Genomic DNA, 16,723 nt, shown 5'->3' with positions numbered 1-16,723 from the left:
GAACCGGTCGGCACCGGGCTCGAACCGTCCGAGGACGAACCCGACCCGGCCGCGGGCGCCGACCCGGCACCCGGGGCGGGCGAGCGCGACACCGACGCCGCGGAGCCGGTGTCGCGCGCCGTGCAGCAGGCACTCGCGGCCCGCGCCGTGCAGCGCGCCCGGCGCCAGCGCGACGACGGCGGCCCGGACGACGCCTCCCCGGTCCCGGACACGGGCGAGACGCCCGAGCAGACCCGGGAGCACCCGCTGACCGTCGTCCCGTCGGCATCGGGGCCGGTGGCCGTCGCCGACCCACGGGACCGGCTGCTCTCGGTGCTGCTCGCCGACCCGGCGCGCGCGGTCGGCGCGACCGAGGACCTCGACGACGCCCGGGACCGGATCGACCAGCTCGGCGACGTGCTGCGGCGGCGTCGCGCCGACCTGGCCGTCGCCGTGCGGCGGCTGCACGACTCCGGCCTGGACCGCGAGCAGATCGGCCGCCTCGCCGGGATGGGTCAGGACGACGTCGCGTCGATCCTGGAGGCCCGCACCGGTGACGGCGCGGACGGCCCACGCCACGCCTGAGCCCGGCCGCGAGGTCCCGCCCGGTCAGCCGACCACGGCGATGCGGACCGTCGAGCCGGGACGCGCCTGCGCCAGGACCGCCACATCGTCGGGCTCCAGCACCCCGATCACCGGGTAGCCACCGGTCGTCGGATGGTCGGCCAGGAACACCACCGGCGGGCCGCCGGGCGGAGCCTGGACGGCCCCGACGACCATGCCCTCACTGGGCAGCTCGGAGCCCTCCCGCTCGGGACGGCGGCGCGGCGCGGGTCCGTCCAGCCGCACACCGATCCGGTTGCCGGTCGGGCTGACCGACCAGGCCGGGCCGGTCAGGTCCCCGGTCGGGTCGGCGAACCAGTCGTCGCGGGGTCCCAGCCGGACCCGTAGACGCGCCACCCCCGCCGGTACCGACGCCGGCACCGGCCCGGACGGCGGCACCGGGTCCACCGCCGCGTCTCCGACGGCCAGCACGTCGCCGTCGACGAGCGGGTGAGGTCCGAGTCCGGAGAGCAGGTCGGTGCTCGCGCTGCCCAGTGCGAGCGGCACCTCGAGGCCGCCGCGAACCGCGAGGTATACCCGCACGCCGCCGTCCGGGGCGCCGACGGTCAGCTCCGCACCGTCCGGGAGCCGCACCGCGCAGTGCGAGGAGACCGCCCGGCCGCCTGCCCGCAGCGTGACCGGCGGACCGGTGACCGCGACCGTCACCGCGCCCCGCGCGCGTAGCCGCGTGCGGCCCAGCAGCAGCTCCAGGCCTGCGGCGCCTGCGGGGTTGCCGACCAGCCGGTTCGCCAGGTCCAGGGCAGGGCGGTCCAGCGCGCCGGAGGGCGGCACACCGAGGTGCGCGTGCCCGGGACGGCCGTGGTCGGTGACCACGGCTTGAGGCCCGGTGGCCAGGACCTCCAGCCGCGCGTTCACCGCGCCTCGAAGCGGACGCGGTCACCCGGTACCAACCGGGCCGGGGGGTCGGCGGCCGGGTCGAACAGGACCAGGTCGCTGCGCCCGATCAATCGCCAGCCGCCGGGGGAGCGGCGCGGGTAGACGCAGCTGTAGACGTCGGCGACCCCGACCGAACCGGACGGGACGGCCGCACGCGGACTCTCCAGCCGGGGCTGGCGCAGCGGCTCCGGCAACCCGGACAGGTAGCCGAAGCCCGGCGCGAACCCGCAGAACGCGACCGTGAACTCGGCCCCGGTGTGCAGCGCGACGACCTCGTCGGTGCTGATCCCGGCGGTGTCGGCGACCAGCTGGAGGTCCTCGCCGTCGTAGAGGACCGGGATCGTGTGCCGGTCGCCCTCGCCGGCGCCGACGTCCGACGGGTCGACCTCGGCCACCGCGTCCCGGACCCGGTCCAGGCCGGTGCCGGGCCGGACCTGGACAAGCACCGTCCGCGCGGCCGGCACCAGCTCGACGACCTCGGGCAGCGCCGCCGCCCGCAACGCCCGTGCGGTCGCCGCGACCGCGTCGGCCGAGTCCAGCTCCAGCAGCAGCGCCCACCGGCCGCAGGCGCGGACACGCGGCGAGACGGTGGACACGGCGCCCTAGCCGACCACGCGGTGCAGCAGCGCCGACAGGTGCGGCTGCAGGTCGTGGCCGACCATCGCCCGCTCGTCGACGTAGGCCAGGTCGCCCTGGTTGACCAGGCCGTAGAGCCGCTTGGCGCCGGTCACCTCCTTCGCCGACGGGGTGCGGGCGATGGCGTCGGTCTCGATCTCCCAGGACCGCAGGTCGCCCTTGGAGCCGTAGTAGATCTCCACGATCCCGGTGTGGTGCGCGATCAGCACCTCCATCGAACCGTCCTCCTGCGGGCGCCAGAAACCGGTCTCGCGCGCGGCCGGACGGATGATCTCGCCGTCCTCGGCGAGCAGCCAGGAGCGCGCCTCGTAGCTCACGAACGGGCGCCCGTCGTGGGCGAAGGTGATCTGCTGGCCGAAGTGGAACGGGCCGTCGATGGTCGGGTAGACCACCTCCCCGGTGCCCCGCCACACGCCGATCAGCGGCAGCAGGCCGAGACACTGCTCGTGCAGGTCCGGGCCCAGGCGCAGGTTCGCGGTGTCGTCGGGGATCGGGAGGTCGTCCCACTGCGGGCGGTTGCGCTGCGCCGAGTCCGGCGCGGCGTTCTTCGGGCCGCTGATCGTGGTGGACAGCTGCGGGTCGTCGGGTTCGGTCACGCGTCGGGCTCCTCAGAGTTGTCCGCGACGGCCGTGGTGGCGGCCGGCGCGGCCGGCTCCACCACGAACAACCGCCGGAGCAGGAAGCCTGTCCACGCCGCCGTACCGGCCGTGAGGGCGATCAACAGCCCGGTGGAGAACCAGTGCACGGCGCGCCAGCATAGTCGTGTCGGTCACGGGGCCCGCCTGCTGGCCGACGATGAGCCGGATGTGTCGCGTCAAGAAACAGGTGCTGAACGACAAATGAATTGACGGCGTACGGTTTCATGATGCGTTCACAGTTGCGAATCTAGAGCTCAAATCGGTATCAATTGAGATGTGGTCAATCAGTTCATCCTGTTATAAAAGATCACCAGACCACAGGGGGGATCCACCATGGCAATCATCTCGCTGCTGCGACGCGCCGGCGTTGCTTCACTCGGTATCGTGGCGGCAACTGCAGTTGTTGCGGCGCCGTCGGCGTCAGCGGACACCGGAGACGGCACGCCGGCCCAGTCCGAGAACACGATCACGATGACCACAGACAAGTGTCCTGGAGCGGACGGCAGAGCGATCCCGAGCGGCTCCCCGAACACCCCAACCAACTACCAGGTCTACTTCGGCGGACCCGGTGCCGGTTGTGTCATGAGAGCCCGGCTCGTCGGTGTCAGGAACGGTCAGGTCGTGGACACCGGCTACAAGGTGGCGAGCGGCAACAACGGGTATTTCGTGGCAAAGGGACTCAACCGCTGCTACCTCGAATTCGGCCTGCAGCGACAGAACGGGACGTTCTATACCCGGTCGATCTCTCCCCGGTCAGCGCCATCGCAGTGCCCTGAATGAGTCAGTTCGGGGTGTAGCGGATACGGGAAGAGGTACCGCCCGATCGATTCAGGCGGTACCTCTTCCGTCAGTGCGCCGGTTCAGGCGACGGCGACCTCGGCCTGGTGCAGGCCCGGGCCCTCCGCGACGAGTTCGTACTGGCCGTTGCCCGCCCGGGACAGGGCCCGGACGGTCCAGGTGCCCGGGGCGGCGAAGAACCGGAAGTCACCGGAGGCCGAGGAGACGACCTCCGCGGTGAACTCGCCGGTGCCGTCGAGCAGCCGGACGAACGCGCCACCGACCGGCTCGCCGCCGGCGATGACCCGTCCGGCCAGGACGGTTTCCTTGCTCAGGTCGGTGCCGGGCGGAAGGGCCACGGCCTGGTCGGGTGCTCCACACATGCTCAGTTCCCGCTTCCCAGCTCGATCGGCACGCCGATCAGCGAGCCGTACTCGGTCCAGCTGCCGTCGTAGTTCTTGACGTCGGAGTGGCCGAGCAGCTCGTGCAGCACGACCCAGGTGTGCGACGAGCGCTCACCGATGCGGCAGTAGGCGATGGTCGCCTTCGAGCCGTCGTAGCCGGCCTCGCCGTAGAGCTTCTCCAGGTCGTCGTTCGACTTGAAGGTGCCGTCCTCGTTTGCCGCCTTGCTCCACGGGATGTTGATCGCGCTCGGGATGTGGCCCGGACGCTGCGACTGCTCCTGCGGCAGGTGCGCCGGCGCGAGGATCTTGCCGGAGAACTCGTCGGGCGACCGGACGTCGACCAGGTTCTTGGCGCTGATCGCGTCGACGACCTCGTCGCGGAACGCGCGGATCGACACGTCGGCGTCCTTGGCGGCGGTGAAGGAGGTCTTCGGGCGGTCCTTGACGTCGGTGGTCAGGGTCCGGCCGTCGAGCTCCCACTTCTTGCGCCCGCCGTCGAGCAGCACGACGTTCTGGTGCCCGTAGAGCTTGAACTCCCAGTAGGCGTAGGCGGCGAACCAGTTGTTGTTGCCGCCGTAGAGCACGACCTTGTCGTCGTTGCCCACGCCCTTGGCCGAGAGCAGCGCCTCGAACTGCTCCTTGGTGACGATGTCGCGGCGGACCGGGTCCTGCAGCTCGTCGGTCCAGTTGACCTTGACGGCACCGGGCAGGTGACCGCCGTCGTAGGCGGTGGTGTCCTCGTCGACCTCGAGGAACACGACACCGTCGGTGTCCAGGTTCTGCTCCGCCCAATCGGCGGTGACCAGGACGTCCTCGCGGCTCATGTGATTGCTCCCAATTCGGTGTGTCGGTGTCGTGGACGGTGTGTGGATCGGGGTCATGCGCCGGCCGTGCGCGTGGTGCGCAGGCGGGCGAGCAGCCCGTACATCTCGCAGCCCAGGCAGAAGCCGAAGGCCGCGTTGAGGAAGGCCGCCGCGAGTGCGAAGGCGGTGGCGACCAGGCCGAGCGTGCTCAGCCCGGACAGGTAGCCGATCGCGGCGACGGCGGTGAACACGAGCCCGACGGTCTGCGAGAAGCGGACCGGCGCGGCGTCCTCACGCTCGGCGGGCGGGCCCAGCCGGGGTGCGAGGAGGGTGCGGAACAGGACGCCGTAGGGCGCGACACGCATCCCGGCGATCGAACCGACGCCGAAGACGACGGCCTGCGCGGCGGCGAGCCACCCGCTCCCGCTCAGCAGGACCAGCGCCAGCACCACCGTGGTGACGGCGGCGCTGAACCGGACCCCGCGCGGGTCGAGCTGTGGCTCCACGCGTGTGGGGCCGGTGTCCGTTGCGGACATGGGCGAGCTCCTGGCGATCGCGTTCCGGGTGCGGCGAGGGGTGCCGCGGGGGACGGGGTCAGGAGGCCCGACACAGGCAGCCGGCGAGACGGCACAGATCGACTGCGCGTCGTCGGGTCAGCGGCCAGTTCACGGACGCGAGGGTAGCCGAAACGTGCCGTTCATGGCACCGCCGTCCCACGACCCGGCCATGGAGGCGACGCGGGTCACCGCCGGCCCGTTCCCGGCGCCCGGTCCACCGCGCTCAGCAGCTCGTCGACGCGCGGGACCCCGGAGACCCGGGCCAGCTCGGTGCCGTCGGAGTCGAAGGCCACGGTGGTGGGGGTCCGGAGGACGCCGAGCGCCCGGGCGACCTCGGCCCGTTCTGCGACGTCGACCTCGACGTGGCGCAGCGACGGGTCGTCCGCGGCGAGCCCGCCGAGCACGGCCGCGGTCTGCCGGCAGGGAGCGCAGACCGGCGACGAGAGCTGCAGCAGCAGGACCTCCCGCGTCGCCTCCGGCGCGACCCCGGCGAGCCCCCAGCCGTCCGGCCCGGTGACCGCTGCGGGGGAGACGCCGCGGACGCGCCCGGAGGCCGACCTCAGCGCGAGCCCCACCGCGGTCGCCACGCACAGGGTCGCCAGCAGGACGATCAGGCCCGTGGTGCTCACGACACGTCCCTCCCGGCGTCCGGGGGCCTCAGCCCTGGGCGGACGAGGACCGCTCGCCCTCGCCGATCACCAGGTCGCGTACCTGGCCGGAGATCTCCAGCGTGCCCTCGTTGGTCCGCAGCGCGGTCGGAGTGACCTTGAACGGAAGCCCACCGGGGTCCAGGACGACGGTGAACGCCCTGGTCAGAGAGTTGCGTACGGAGTTCGGGAGCTCCTCGGCGTTGCCGCCGGCGGGTCGGATGTCACGCGGGGTGATCCGGACCTGCCCGTCCCCGGTGATCTGCAGAGCGGACAGCACCTCGATCTCCTGCTCCTCGCCGCCCACCGTGGTGGTGGCGGTGAGCAGGGCCGCGTTGCGGGGGTCGAGGTTGCGCAGCGTCGGGTCGCCACCGGCCTCGACGATCTCGGAGATCGCGTTGGCGTCGACGTCGGATATGACCAGCTCGGTGACGCCCGGCAGCGTCCGGAGCACGTCGCTCGCACCGATCGAGATGATGCCCTCGGCGCCGGTGATCCGGAACCGCGGCGTGCCGGAGAGCAGGTCGCCCAGCGGGGCGCGGACGTCGCGCAGCTTCGCCTTGACCTCGACGTCGCGCAGCGGACCGACCTGCAGCCGCTCCATCGAGACGTCCACCGACCGGTAGTCGCCGGTGGCCGCCTGGGCGAGGAAGGAGACCCCGTTGATCCGCACGGACGGGTCCTCCGGCAACGACAGCCGCTCGCGCATCTGGCGGGACACCGCGGACTCGGCGGCTGCGGCGGCGGCGAAATCCACGACCACGAGCACACCGACGAGTACGACGACGGCGATGATCAGGCGCCTCACGCGACCTCCAGCCCGGGACGAGACCCGGAGAACGGTAGAGAACCCGCTGCGCGGCGCTGCAGGCGGGGACCGGTGTATCGATTCACTTTCACCTTCAGTGACATGGGCCGCGATACCCGGATCAGAGATGACGACGGGGTATCGTCGTCGTACCGAGAGGAGGCGGTCATGGAACTGCTCCTGCTGACGACTGCCCCGGACGCCGCCACGGTGCTCCCTGCGTTGGCCCTGCTGCCGCACGGCGTACGCACCGCCGCCCCCGAGGTCGCCGCGCTGCTGGACGCGGGCCCGCACGACGCCGTCCTGGTCGACGCCCGGACGGACCTGGTCGCGGCACGCAGCCTGTGCCGTCTGCTCGGCAGCACCGGTACCGACGTCCCGGTGGTGGCCGTGCTCAACGAGGGCGGGCTCGTGGCCGTCTCCGGCGAGTGGGTGGTGGACGAGATCCTGCTGCCCGACACCGGTCCCGCCGAGGTCGACGCCCGGCTGCGGCTGCTGCGCTCCCGCCCCGGCAACGAGGCGAACTCGGCAGGCGGGGCGCTCGTGCTGGGTGAGCTGGTGATCGACGAGGCGACGTACTCCGCACGGTTGCGCGGGCGGCTGCTCGAGCTCACCTACAAGGAGTTCGAGCTGCTCAAGTACCTCGCGCAGCACGCCGGGCGGGTGTTCACCCGGGCCCAGCTGCTGCAGGAGGTGTGGGGGTACGACTTCTTCGGCGGCACCCGGACGGTGGACGTGCACGTGCGTCGCCTGCGCGCCAAGCTCGGCGGCGAGTACGAGCAGATGATCGGCACCGTCCGCAACGTCGGGTACAAGTTCGTCCGCCCCGCCCGCAACGGTCTCACCGCGCCGCCCGACCTGGAGCCCGAACCGGCCCGCGCCGACGAGCCCGCCCTGCGCGGTGAGTCCCTGCACACCGGCGACGTGCGCCGCGGCGACCCGCGCAACGGCGACGCGGGCCGCAACGGCGGGGCCGTGCAGCTGCCCGGCCCGCGCTGAGCCGGCCGTCCGGCCGGGATCACCCGGCCGGGGGCGGCTCCGGCCCGTCCGGCGTTAGGGTCTCGGGTGTGGATCTGCGCGTGCTGTCCGAGCTGGACCGGGACACGGTCGGCGCCGTCACCGAGGTGCTCGCGGCGGCAACCGCGGCCGACGGGGCCGAGCCGCTCTCCGAGCAGTTCCTGCTCAACCTGCGCGGTTCCGGGGCCCGGGACGGCCTGAGCCACGTCGTGGCCGGCGGCCCGGGTGAGGTCACCGGGTACGCCCAGCTCGACGACGGCTACGCCGAGCTGACCGTCCACCCGGAGCACCGAGGGCACGGCGTCGGTGCCGCGCTCGTCGAGGCGCTCGAGTCCCTGGTCCCCGGACAGGGCGCTGCTCCCGGGTCGGGGGACGACGCCCGCCCGCCGCGGATCTGGGCGCACGGCGACCTCCCGGGCGCGGCCCGGCTCGCCGAGCGCCGCGGCTACCGTCGCGACCGCGTGCTCTGGCAGATGCGTCGCCCGCTGCGCGGCACCGTCGCGGGCACCGAGCCGCTGCCCGAGGTGCACCTGCCCGACGGGGTGACTCTGCGTTCGTTCGTCCCCGGTCAGGACGACGAGGAGTTCCTGCGGGTCAACAACGCCGCGTTCGACTGGCACCCGGAGCAGGGTGGCTGGACCCACCGCGAGCTCGACGAGCGCGAGGCCGAGGAGTGGTTCGACCCGGCCGGCTTCCTGCTCGCGCTGGACGGCGCGGGCCGGCTGCTCGGCTACCACTGGACGAAGGTGCACCCGGGGACCGCCGAGGAGCCCGCGCTGGGCGAGGTCTACGTGCTCGGCGTCGATCCGGCGGGCCACGGTCGTGGCCTGGGCCGGGTCCTGACCCTGGCCGGCCTGCACCACCTGCGCGACCGCGGCCTGGACACGGTGCTGCTCTACGTCGAGGCGGACAACGGCCCGGCCGTGCGGGTGTACGAGCGGCTCGGCTTCACGGTGCACGCGGCGGACGTCAACTACGCCCGCTGAGAGCGGCGTGCGACGGCACTGCGGCCGGTGTTGCACCCCGCCGGGTCGCGATACCGCATCGATGTCGTGACTGCGTGTCAACACTGTGACGCACGTGCCACCGTCCGGGGGCCTGTTCATGCTGCGTTCATCCGGCAGGCCAGCTGCGTCCATTCCCCACACCTAGCGTTCCGCCCGAGCGGCCACCCCGAGCCGCGTGAGTCCGGCTCCCGCCGAACCATCACGGAGGAACCTGCAGTGAAGACCAAGCGGCGCGCGCCCCGAGCGCGACTCGCGGCCATCGGTGTCGCCACGAGCTGTGCGCTGTTCGTCGCCGGATGTGGCGCGGCGAACGAGGGCGGCGGTGGTGGCGCGGACTCCGGTATCTCCGGGACGATCTCCGGCGCGGGTGCGAGCTCCCAGCAGGCAGCCATGCAGGCCTGGATCGCCGGGTTCACCGGAGCCAACTCCGGTGCCACCGTGAACTACGACCCGGTCGGCTCCGGCGGTGGTCGGACCCAGTTCATCCAGGGCGGGCAGATCGCGTTCGCCGGCTCCGACGCGTACCTGAAGGACGAGCAGCTCGCGCAGGCCCGCCAGCGGTGCGGCGGCCAGGTCATCGAGGTCCCGAACTACATCTCGCCGATCGCGGCGGTCTACAAGCTCGATGGCGTTCAGAACCTGAACCTGTCGCCGGCGACCATCGCGGGCCTGTTCAAGGGCGACATCAAGACCTGGAACGACCCGAAGGTCGCCGCCGACAACCCCGGCGTCGCCCTCCCGGCGACCACGGTGACCCCGGTGCACCGCTCCGACGAGTCGGGCACCACCGAGAACTTCACCGACTTCATGAACAAGGCCGCCCCGAGCGTCTGGACCGCCGAGGGTGACGGCGAATGGCCGGTCCCCGGCGGCGAGGCAGCCCAGGGCACCTCCGGCGTCGTCGGTGCGGTCGGCCAGGGCAACGGCACCATCGGATACGCCGACGCCAGCCAGGCCGGCCAGCTCAGTAAGGCCAACCTCAAGCTGGGCGACCAGAACGTGGCACCGACGGCCGAGGCCGCGGCGAAGATCCTCGAGGAGTCGAAGCGGGTGGAGGGCCAGGGGCCGACCTCGTTCGCCTTCGATCTCAACCGCACCTCTACGGGCGGCGCCTACCCGATCGTGCTCGCGTCGTACCTGATCGCCTGCCCGCAGTACCCGGACCAGGCCCAGGCGGACACGGTCAAGGCGTTCCTGAGCTACGTCGTCAGCGAGCAGGGCCAGCAGGCCGCGGCGCAGGCGGCCGGGTCCGCCCCGCTGTCGGCCGCCCTGCGCGGTCAGATCACGCCGGTGATCGATCAGATCAAGGTCGGCGGCTGACGCGACTTCGGTCCGTGACCGAGGCGCACGTCATGTAGCCGGGAGCCCCGGACGGTGTTCATGATGGAAGCACCGTCCGGGGTTCCCCGGCTAAATCCCCTGCCCAGCGCACGTCCGCAACTCCAGGGATCACTGTGACCACCACGGAAGTCAAGCCTGAGCCGAAGGCCGCCAAGCCGGTCGAGCAGCTCGGCGACCGCATCTTCGCCGGTTCCGCGAAGGGCGCCGGGATCCTGATCCTTGTCGTCCTGGCCGGGGTCGCCGCCTTCCTGCTCGCCGAGTCACTTCCGGCGATCACCGACTCCGGTTCCGAGCTGCCCGAGGGTCTCACCGCCTACATCGCTCCGCTGGTGTTCGGCACGGTCGTCAGTGCCGTCATCGCCCTGGTGATCGCCACCCCGCTCGCGGTGGCGGTCGCTCTGTTCATCAGCCACTACGCGCCCCGTCGGCTGGCCCAGACCCTCAGCTACATCGTGGACCTGCTGGCCGCGGTGCCCTCGATCGTCTACGGCCTGTGGGGGATCGGTGTGTTGGCGCCGGCCACCGTCGGATTCCTGGAGTGGCTCAACACCTACCTCGGCTGGATTCCGCTGTTCGCCGGCCCACCGTCGGTGACCGGACGCACCATGCTGGTCGTCGGTGTGGTGCTGGCCGTGATGATCATGCCGATCATCACGGCGGTCGCACGTGAGGTCTTCCTCCAGGCTCCGAAGCTGCACGAGGAGGCCGCCCTGGCCCTCGGAGCGACCCGCTGGGAGATGATCCGACTGGCGGTCCTGCCGTTCGGCCGGTCCGGGATCATCTCCGGCGCGATGCTCGGCCTCGGTCGAGCACTCGGCGAGACGATGGCGGTCGCGATCGTGCTCTCCGGCACGGGCGTCGTCACCTTCAACCTGATCAGCTCCGAGAATCCGTTGACCATCGCGGGAAACATCGCGCTCCAGTTCCCCGAGGCGTCCGGGTTGACGGTCAACATCCTCATTGCGTCCGGCCTCGTGTTGTTCGTGATCACTCTGCTGGTCAACATGCTCGCCCGCTACATCGTCGAGCGTCGCCGCGACTTCTCCGGAGCGAACTGAGATGCCCACCGGGACCGAACCCGACAAGACCGAGGACCAGACCGTGACCGGCACCCTGGCCCGCCCTGTCACGGCGGAGACCCTGCCGAAGGTCCGCGGCAGCCTGCCTCGCTGGGCGATCGGGGCCTTCCTGGTCGGCTCGCTGGTGTTGGTCGGCGCGGCGCTGGCCGTCGTCGGCTTCAGCGTCGGCCTGTGGGTCGTCCTGTCCGCGATCCTCTTCGCCGTGGTCACGTACGCCACGTCGCGGGTGGTCGAGGGAGGGCGCAAGGCCACCGACCGCCTCGTCACCGTCGTGGTGACCGGCGCGTTCCTGCTCGCCATGATCCCGCTGATCTCAGTTCTCTTCACGGTGATCTCGCAGGGCTGGGCGCGCTTCGACCTCCAGTTCTTCAACAGCTCCATGCGCGGTGTGGTCGGTGAGGGCGGCGGTGCCCTGCACGCGATCCAGGGCACTCTGATCATCACTGCCCTGGCCGCGGTGATGTCGATCCCGGTCGGTGTCCTGACCGCGGTATACCTCGTGGAGTACGGCAACAACTCCCGGCTCGCCCGTGCGATCACGTTCTTCGTCGACGTGATGACGGGCATCCCGTCGATCGTCGCCGGCCTCTTCGCCTACGCCCTGTTCTCGCTGCTCCTCGGCCCGGGCGTACGGCTCGGCGTCGTCGGCGCCGTCGCCCTGACCGTGCTGATGATTCCGATCGTGGTGCGAGCGACCGAGGAGATGCTCAAGATCGTTCCGAATGAGCTGCGTGAGGCCTCGTACGCGCTCGGGGTGCCCAAGTGGCGGACGATCCTGAAGATCGTCGTTCCGACGACGGCGGGTGGCATCGCCACCGGCATCATGCTCGCCATCGCCCGGGTGATCGGTGAGACGGCGCCGTTGCTGGTCACCGTGGGGACCGCGTTGGGCGTGAACCTCAACCCGTTCGACGGGCGCATGGCGACCCTCCCGGTGTTCGCCTACTACTCCTACGCCGTGCCCGGTGTTCCACGGGAGCCGTTCATCGATCGGGCCTGGTCCGCAGCCCTGGTGCTCATGCTGATCGTGATGGTGCTCAACATCGTCGCCCGGCTGATCTCCCGCGTGTTCGCCCCGAAGACCCGATAGACCGCGTACCGACCAGAGGATTCCCCCATGGGCAAGAGCATCGATGCCAAAGAACTCAACATCTACTACAGCTCGTTCCTCGCGGTCGAGGGCGTCACCATGAAGATCCAGCCCAAGACGGTGACGGCCCTGATCGGCCCGTCCGGCTGCGGCAAGTCCACGTTCCTGCGCTCGATCAACCGGATGCACGAGAACATCCCCGGCGCCCGCGTCGAGGGCCGGCTCGAGCTCGACGGCCAGGACCTCTACGGCCCCGGTGTGGACCCGGTCGGCGTGCGTCGCCAGATCGGCATGGTGTTCCAGCGGCCGAACCCGTTCCCCACGATGTCGATCTACGACAACGTGATCGCGGGGATGAGGCTGAACAACAGGAAGGCCGGCAAGACGTCGTTCGACGACACCGTCGAGCGTTCGCTGCGCGGCGCGAACCTCTGGGAAGAGGTCAAGGACCGGCTGGAGAAGCCGGGCTCCGGCCTGTCCGGCGGACAGCAGCAGCGGCTCTGCATCGCCCGCGCGATCGCGGTGCAGCCGGACGTGCTGCTGATGGACGAGCCCTGCTCGGCGCTGGACCCGATCTCGACACTGGCGATCGAGGACCTGATCAACGAGCTGAAGAACGAGTACACGATCGTGATTGTGACCCACAACATGCAGCAGGCGGCCCGGGTCAGCGACTTCACCGGGTTCTTCAACATCGAGGGCACCGGCAAGCCGGGCAAGCTGGTCGAGATGGACGAGACGAAGACGATCTTCTCCCAGCCGAGGCAGAAGGCGACCGAGGACTACGTGTCCGGCCGCTTCGGCTGATCGGGACCCACGCCGCGGACGGCATCGACGGCCGGGCCCCCCGGGACCACCCCCTAGAACGACAGGGCGTCCGGCTGCTGCCCGGTCACGGCGTAGATCACGCGCTCGGTCATCGAGACGGCCTGGTCGGCGAAGCGCTCGTGGAAACGGGCCAGCAGGGCGGTGTCCACCGCGGCCGGCACCCCCTCGGCCCACTCGTCACCGAACATCACCTCGAACACGCGCCGGTGCACGGCGTTGACCTGCTCGTCGTCGGCTCCGAGCTCGGTGGCCAGCACGACGTTGCGGGTCCGCAGCACGGTCACGGCCTTCTCGCCCATCGCGCCGACCAGGGTCCCGTACTCCCGGAACAACGGCCGCACGATCTCGGGCACCGCGTTCGGGGAACGGCGCCGCGCGATCTCGGCGATGTGCGCCGCCAGGTCGCCCATCCGCTCCAGCTGATGGGCGCACCGGATGGCCGCGACGACGGAGCGCAGGGGCCCGACGACCGGGGCGTGGATGTTCATGGTCTCGACCGCGAGGAGCTCGACCCGCGACCGCAGGTCGTCGATCATCGGATCCCGGGCGATGACCTGCTCCGCGAGGCGCTCACGCCCGTCCAGCAGCGCGCTCGAGGCGTGCCGAAACGCCGTCGTGACCTCCGGTCCCATCTCGTCGAGCAGGTCCTGGATCCGCGCAAGGTTGTCGTCGAGGGTTTCCCTGCGCATGTCGTGACCTTAGTTCGGGTGCGACGTCCGTTCGGTCGGACGAGGGTGAACGATCCATGAACGACCGGGTCGCCCGTCCCGGAGGCCTCGGATCAGGCGGCGTCGCGGACGCCCAGCCGCAGGTCGACCCGGAAGCGGTGGACCCTGCCGAGGACGTTGCTGCGCACCCCGGTCACCTCGAACCACTCCAGTGAGTCCGCAGAGCCGGTCGCGCGGCACATGCCGTCGCGGATCGCCGCCTCCACGCTCTCGTCGGAGGTCCCGACGACCTCCGTGACGTGACACCCGGCCTGGTTCATGACGCCAGAGTGCCCACCGGTCGTGCGGGGCAAACCCGCCGCGTCGATCGTTCGGCGGCGGGGCGGTGTCAGACGGTGAGCGGCCCGGGCATCTGTCCGGTGACGACGTACACGATCCGGCGGGCGACGGCGACCGCGTGGTCGGCGTAGCGCTCGTAGAAGCGGGCCAGCAGCGCCACGTCCACCGCGGCCGAGACGCCGTGGTTCCAGTTGCGGTCCATCAGCACGGTGAACATGTGCTTGTGCAGGTCGTCCATCGCGTCGTCGTCCGTCTCGAGCTGGGCCGCGGCGTTCAGGTCCCGGCTCCGGATGACCTCGCCCGCCTTCCTGGCCAGCCGGACCCCGACCTCACCCATCTCGGCGAAGTACGGCGTGATCTCCTCCGGCACCACGGACTCCGGGTGCCGGCGGCGGGCGGCCTGCGCGACGTGCAGGGCGAGGTCGCCCATCCGCTCGATGTCGCCGGCGCCGTGGATGGCGGCGACCACGATGCGCAGGTCGGTGGCGACCGGGGCCTGCAGGGCCAGCAGGCCGAACGCGCGGTGCTCGGCCGCGGCGCGGACGTCGTCGATCCCGGTGTCCTCGGAGATGACCTCCTCGGCCAGCTGCAGGTCCACCTCGAGCAGTGACCGGGTGGCCTTCTCCATCGCACGCGCGACGTCCTCGCACATCCCGGCCAGGCCGGAGGCGAGTTCGTCGAGCTGTTCCTGATAGGCGTCGCGCATGGCTGCGAGCTTAGAGGTGAGCCTTCGCGACTTCATCAGCTGTGGGTGAACCCGGCATGAACGGTCGATGTGCGGCCGTGGTCGAGGGGCCGGTCAGCCGCAGTCGACGGCCTCTCCGACGGGCTGCTGCGCGGGCAGTGTGATCGGGCCGGAGAACCCCGATCCGAGCACCAGCTGCAAGGTGGAGGACGCCGTCGGGTCGGGCGCGGGGACCGCGGCGGGGAGGCTCGCGGCGAGCCGGCCGGCGACGTCGGCGCGGTCCGGGGAGAACCGGACCGAGGTCCGGGCGGACTCCGGCGCGTCGGTGACGGCGCCGACCCGGAACCCCTGCGCGCGCAGCGAGTCCGCGACCTGCCCGGCCAGCCCGGCCCGCCCGGCCGCGTTGAGCACGTCGATGCTGACGCCCTCGGGCAGCGCATCGGCCGCGGCGCGCTGGGCCGGGGCCGTGACCTCCTCGGGCAGCGGTTCGTGCTTGCGCATCGCGGAGAACAGGTCCTCGGCGTCGCTGCGACGCAGCTCCATGTGGCCGCGGGTGTTCGGCTGCTCGTTGACCGGGACCGGGAGGAACGTCGGTGTGCTGCCGTCGCCCGCGGTTCCGGCGCGGCTCAGCGAGCGGGCCAGGGTCAGCACCTCGGCCACGTCGGCGTTGTCGGTGAGCACAGCACCGGACAGCGCCTGGGCCACCCGGGTCGGCGTGCCCGGTGTCAGCAGCGACGGCGTGGACAGTGCCCCCTCCAGCGCGGCGGCGAGCACCCTCTGCTGGCGCTGCACCCGGTTGGCGGGAGAGGTGTCGTCGACGCCGGTCGCGTCGGCGAACCGGACGGCCTCGGCGCCGGTGAGCGTGGTGTCCCCGGCGGAGAGCACGACCGGGCCGAGCGCCCGGTCGACGACCGGCCGCTCGGTGCATACCCGAACCCCGCGCACGGCCGTGACCAGCGGGTCCGCACCGGCGACGTCGAGGGCGACGAAACGGGTCAGCGCCAGGCCGGTGAGCTGCTGGACCGCGCCGACCACGCACGCCGGCCCACCCACGTCGTAGACCGAGCTGAGCGTGGTGCGCGACTCGGCCGGGACGGACTCGGCGTAGTTCCTCGTCGCCGGTTTCCAGCGCTGACACGGCGGTCGCGAGACCTCCAGGGTGGCCGGCAGCGACAGCGTGACCGCGGGCCCGCCACCGGCCGGCACGTGCACGACGACGGCGGTGTCGGTCCGGGCGGCCTCCGGCTGGCGGAGCCGGTCCGCGGCCAGGCCGAGGACGAGTACGTTCTCGTCGCCGGCCTGCGCGGCGCGCGACGAGATCGCATCCGATGCCGGGTCCAGCGCGGCGACCCGGACGATCCCGTCGTCGACCGTGTTGCGGGAGGAGAAACCGGCCGCGGTGGAGACGAGCACCAGCGCGGCCAGCGCGGCCGCGGCGATCCGCAGGGCCGTCGTGCCGCGCCGCGGGGGCGGGTCGTCCTGCTCCGCGTCGGGGGACGGCGCCGGGTCGCTGCCGGGAGCCGGCGGCTCGGCGGCGGCTGCCGGGTCGCCCTGCCGGCCCTCCTCGGTGCGGGCCGGGGCCGCGACCTGGGCGACCGCATCGGTCTCGGGTTCACTCCGGTCCGCGGACGGGACGTCCGGGGCGGCGTCGCCGGCGTCGTCGGCGCGTTTGGCGCGGCGCCGCGGGATGATCGCCGAGATCACCTCGGTGGCGCGCGAGTCCACCCGCGAGCGGCGCCGTCCCGGGGCTGCGGATGCGGGATCAGCGGGGTGCGCCTGTGCCGGGTCAGCGGGATGCGCCTGTGCCGGATCGGCGGGGTGTGCCTGCGCCGGGGTGCGGCCGGGCGGCCGGGACGCGGAGGACCCGGGCTCCGGGCGGAGGGGCGGGGCGTCCGGGCCCGGCGCGTCGCCGGTCCGCGG

Annotated in this window: 22 protein-coding genes; 8 read left to right on the top strand and 14 right to left on the bottom strand. The window is 72.0% G+C overall.

The window, feature by feature from the left end:
* On the top strand, positions 1 to 564 hold a 564-nt coding region (locus I4I78_RS17735), incomplete at its 5' end, for a hypothetical protein (RefSeq protein ID WP_218612458.1).
* Positions 565 to 588: 24 nt separating this feature from the next.
* On the opposite strand, the gene I4I78_RS17730 is transcribed toward I4I78_RS17735, so the two are convergent.
* Genes I4I78_RS17730 through I4I78_RS17715 form a run of 4 tightly spaced genes read right to left on the bottom strand, consistent with a single transcriptional unit; the run spans position 589 to position 2,860 of the window.
* The gene (locus I4I78_RS17730; protein WP_218612457.1) at positions 589 to 1,458 is read right to left on the bottom strand and encodes a biotin-dependent carboxyltransferase family protein; all 870 of its coding nucleotides are present in this window, start codon (positions 1,456 to 1,458) and stop codon (positions 589 to 591) included.
* Positions 1,455 to 2,075, bottom strand: a complete 621-nt coding sequence (locus I4I78_RS17725; RefSeq protein ID WP_218612456.1) for an allophanate hydrolase subunit 1 — start codon at positions 2,073 to 2,075, stop codon at positions 1,455 to 1,457. The genes I4I78_RS17730 and I4I78_RS17725 overlap by 4 nt, the downstream gene beginning before the upstream one ends.
* A 6-nt stretch (positions 2,076 to 2,081) precedes the next feature.
* A complete protein-coding gene (locus I4I78_RS17720) occupies positions 2,082 to 2,675 on the bottom strand; it encodes an FABP family protein (protein ID WP_308252193.1) in 594 nt (197 codons plus the stop codon).
* Positions 2,676 to 2,707: 32 nt separating this feature from the next.
* Entirely contained in the window at positions 2,708 to 2,860 is a 153-nt protein-coding gene (locus I4I78_RS17715) for a hypothetical protein (RefSeq protein ID WP_218612455.1), read from the bottom strand.
* Between the two features lie 226 nt (positions 2,861 to 3,086).
* Between I4I78_RS17715 and I4I78_RS17710 the strand changes: the two genes are divergently transcribed.
* Positions 3,087 to 3,533: a hypothetical protein gene (locus tag I4I78_RS17710; RefSeq protein WP_218612454.1), complete on the top strand. Its 447-nt coding sequence runs from the start codon at positions 3,087 to 3,089 to the stop codon at positions 3,531 to 3,533.
* Positions 3,534 to 3,613: 80 nt separating this feature from the next.
* On the opposite strand, the gene I4I78_RS17705 is transcribed toward I4I78_RS17710, so the two are convergent.
* The 6 genes from I4I78_RS17705 to I4I78_RS17685 form a co-directional block, all read right to left on the bottom strand.
* Complete coding sequence (locus tag I4I78_RS17705; protein ID WP_218612453.1) at positions 3,614 to 3,913, bottom strand: DUF1416 domain-containing protein; 300 nt, start codon at positions 3,911 to 3,913, stop codon at positions 3,614 to 3,616.
* Positions 3,914 to 3,915: 2 nt separating this feature from the next.
* Positions 3,916 to 4,758 carry a sulfurtransferase gene (locus I4I78_RS17700; RefSeq protein WP_218612452.1) on the bottom strand — a complete coding sequence of 281 codons (843 nt, stop codon included), beginning with the start codon at positions 4,756 to 4,758 and terminating at the stop codon, positions 3,916 to 3,918.
* A gap of 53 nt (positions 4,759 to 4,811) precedes the next feature.
* Positions 4,812 to 5,273: a DUF4395 domain-containing protein gene (locus I4I78_RS17695; RefSeq protein ID WP_218612451.1), complete on the bottom strand. Its 462-nt coding sequence runs from the start codon at positions 5,271 to 5,273 to the stop codon at positions 4,812 to 4,814.
* Between the two features lie 58 nt (positions 5,274 to 5,331).
* Complete coding sequence (locus I4I78_RS34235) at positions 5,332 to 5,406, bottom strand: Ms5788A family Cys-rich leader peptide (protein ID WP_374225883.1); 75 nt, start codon at positions 5,404 to 5,406, stop codon at positions 5,332 to 5,334.
* 73 nt (positions 5,407 to 5,479) lie between these two features.
* Positions 5,480 to 5,923, bottom strand: a complete 444-nt coding sequence (locus I4I78_RS17690; protein ID WP_218612450.1) for a thioredoxin family protein — start codon at positions 5,921 to 5,923, stop codon at positions 5,480 to 5,482.
* A 28-nt stretch (positions 5,924 to 5,951) separates the two neighbouring features.
* Positions 5,952 to 6,749 carry a DUF2993 domain-containing protein gene (locus I4I78_RS17685; RefSeq protein ID WP_218612449.1) on the bottom strand — a complete coding sequence of 266 codons (798 nt, stop codon included), beginning with the start codon at positions 6,747 to 6,749 and terminating at the stop codon, positions 5,952 to 5,954.
* Between the two features lie 168 nt (positions 6,750 to 6,917).
* Between I4I78_RS17685 and I4I78_RS17680 the strand changes: the two genes are divergently transcribed.
* The 6 genes from I4I78_RS17680 (at position 6,918) to pstB (ending at position 13,090) form a co-directional block, all read left to right on the top strand.
* The gene (locus I4I78_RS17680; RefSeq protein ID WP_226379906.1) at positions 6,918 to 7,748 is read left to right on the top strand and encodes a response regulator transcription factor; all 831 of its coding nucleotides are present in this window, start codon (positions 6,918 to 6,920) and stop codon (positions 7,746 to 7,748) included.
* Between the two features lie 68 nt (positions 7,749 to 7,816).
* On the top strand, positions 7,817 to 8,752 hold the full coding sequence (mshD, locus tag I4I78_RS17675; protein ID WP_218612448.1) for a mycothiol synthase: 936 nt from the start codon (positions 7,817 to 7,819) through the stop codon (positions 8,750 to 8,752).
* A gap of 237 nt (positions 8,753 to 8,989) precedes the next feature.
* A complete protein-coding gene (gene pstS, locus I4I78_RS17670; protein WP_218612447.1) occupies positions 8,990 to 10,093 on the top strand; it encodes a phosphate ABC transporter substrate-binding protein PstS in 1,104 nt (367 codons plus the stop codon).
* A gap of 134 nt (positions 10,094 to 10,227) precedes the next feature.
* Complete coding sequence (gene pstC, locus I4I78_RS17665; RefSeq protein WP_218612446.1) at positions 10,228 to 11,172, top strand: phosphate ABC transporter permease subunit PstC; 945 nt, start codon at positions 10,228 to 10,230, stop codon at positions 11,170 to 11,172.
* Between the two features lies 1 nt (position 11,173).
* Positions 11,174 to 12,283 (top strand): phosphate ABC transporter permease PstA, encoded by a 1,110-nt coding sequence (gene pstA / locus I4I78_RS17660; RefSeq protein ID WP_218612445.1) that lies wholly within the window; start codon positions 11,174 to 11,176, stop codon positions 12,281 to 12,283.
* A gap of 27 nt (positions 12,284 to 12,310) precedes the next feature.
* Complete coding sequence (gene pstB, locus I4I78_RS17655; protein ID WP_218612444.1) at positions 12,311 to 13,090, top strand: phosphate ABC transporter ATP-binding protein PstB; 780 nt, start codon at positions 12,311 to 12,313, stop codon at positions 13,088 to 13,090.
* A 53-nt stretch (positions 13,091 to 13,143) separates the two neighbouring features.
* Here the strand turns inward: pstB and phoU (I4I78_RS17650) are convergent, their stop codons facing one another.
* The 4 genes from phoU (I4I78_RS17650) to I4I78_RS17635 form a co-directional block, all read right to left on the bottom strand.
* Positions 13,144 to 13,800 carry a phosphate signaling complex protein PhoU gene (gene phoU, locus I4I78_RS17650; protein WP_218612443.1) on the bottom strand — a complete coding sequence of 219 codons (657 nt, stop codon included), beginning with the start codon at positions 13,798 to 13,800 and terminating at the stop codon, positions 13,144 to 13,146.
* A gap of 92 nt (positions 13,801 to 13,892) precedes the next feature.
* Entirely contained in the window at positions 13,893 to 14,099 is a 207-nt protein-coding gene (locus tag I4I78_RS17645) for a dodecin family protein (RefSeq protein WP_218612442.1), read from the bottom strand.
* A gap of 68 nt (positions 14,100 to 14,167) precedes the next feature.
* Positions 14,168 to 14,824: a phosphate signaling complex protein PhoU gene (phoU, locus tag I4I78_RS17640; protein WP_218612441.1), complete on the bottom strand. Its 657-nt coding sequence runs from the start codon at positions 14,822 to 14,824 to the stop codon at positions 14,168 to 14,170.
* Between the two features lie 93 nt (positions 14,825 to 14,917).
* Positions 14,918 to 16,723: LCP family protein (locus I4I78_RS17635; protein ID WP_218612440.1), on the bottom strand; the 1,806-nt coding region annotated here is incomplete at its 5' end.

The sequence above is a fragment of the Pseudonocardia sp. KRD291 genome, from assembly GCF_019263595.1.
In the GTDB taxonomy this organism is placed as follows: Bacteria; Actinomycetota; Actinomycetes; order Mycobacteriales; family Pseudonocardiaceae; genus Pseudonocardia.
Note: the sequence above shows the minus strand (reverse complement) of the source record. Positions and strands in the feature narration are given on the sequence as shown.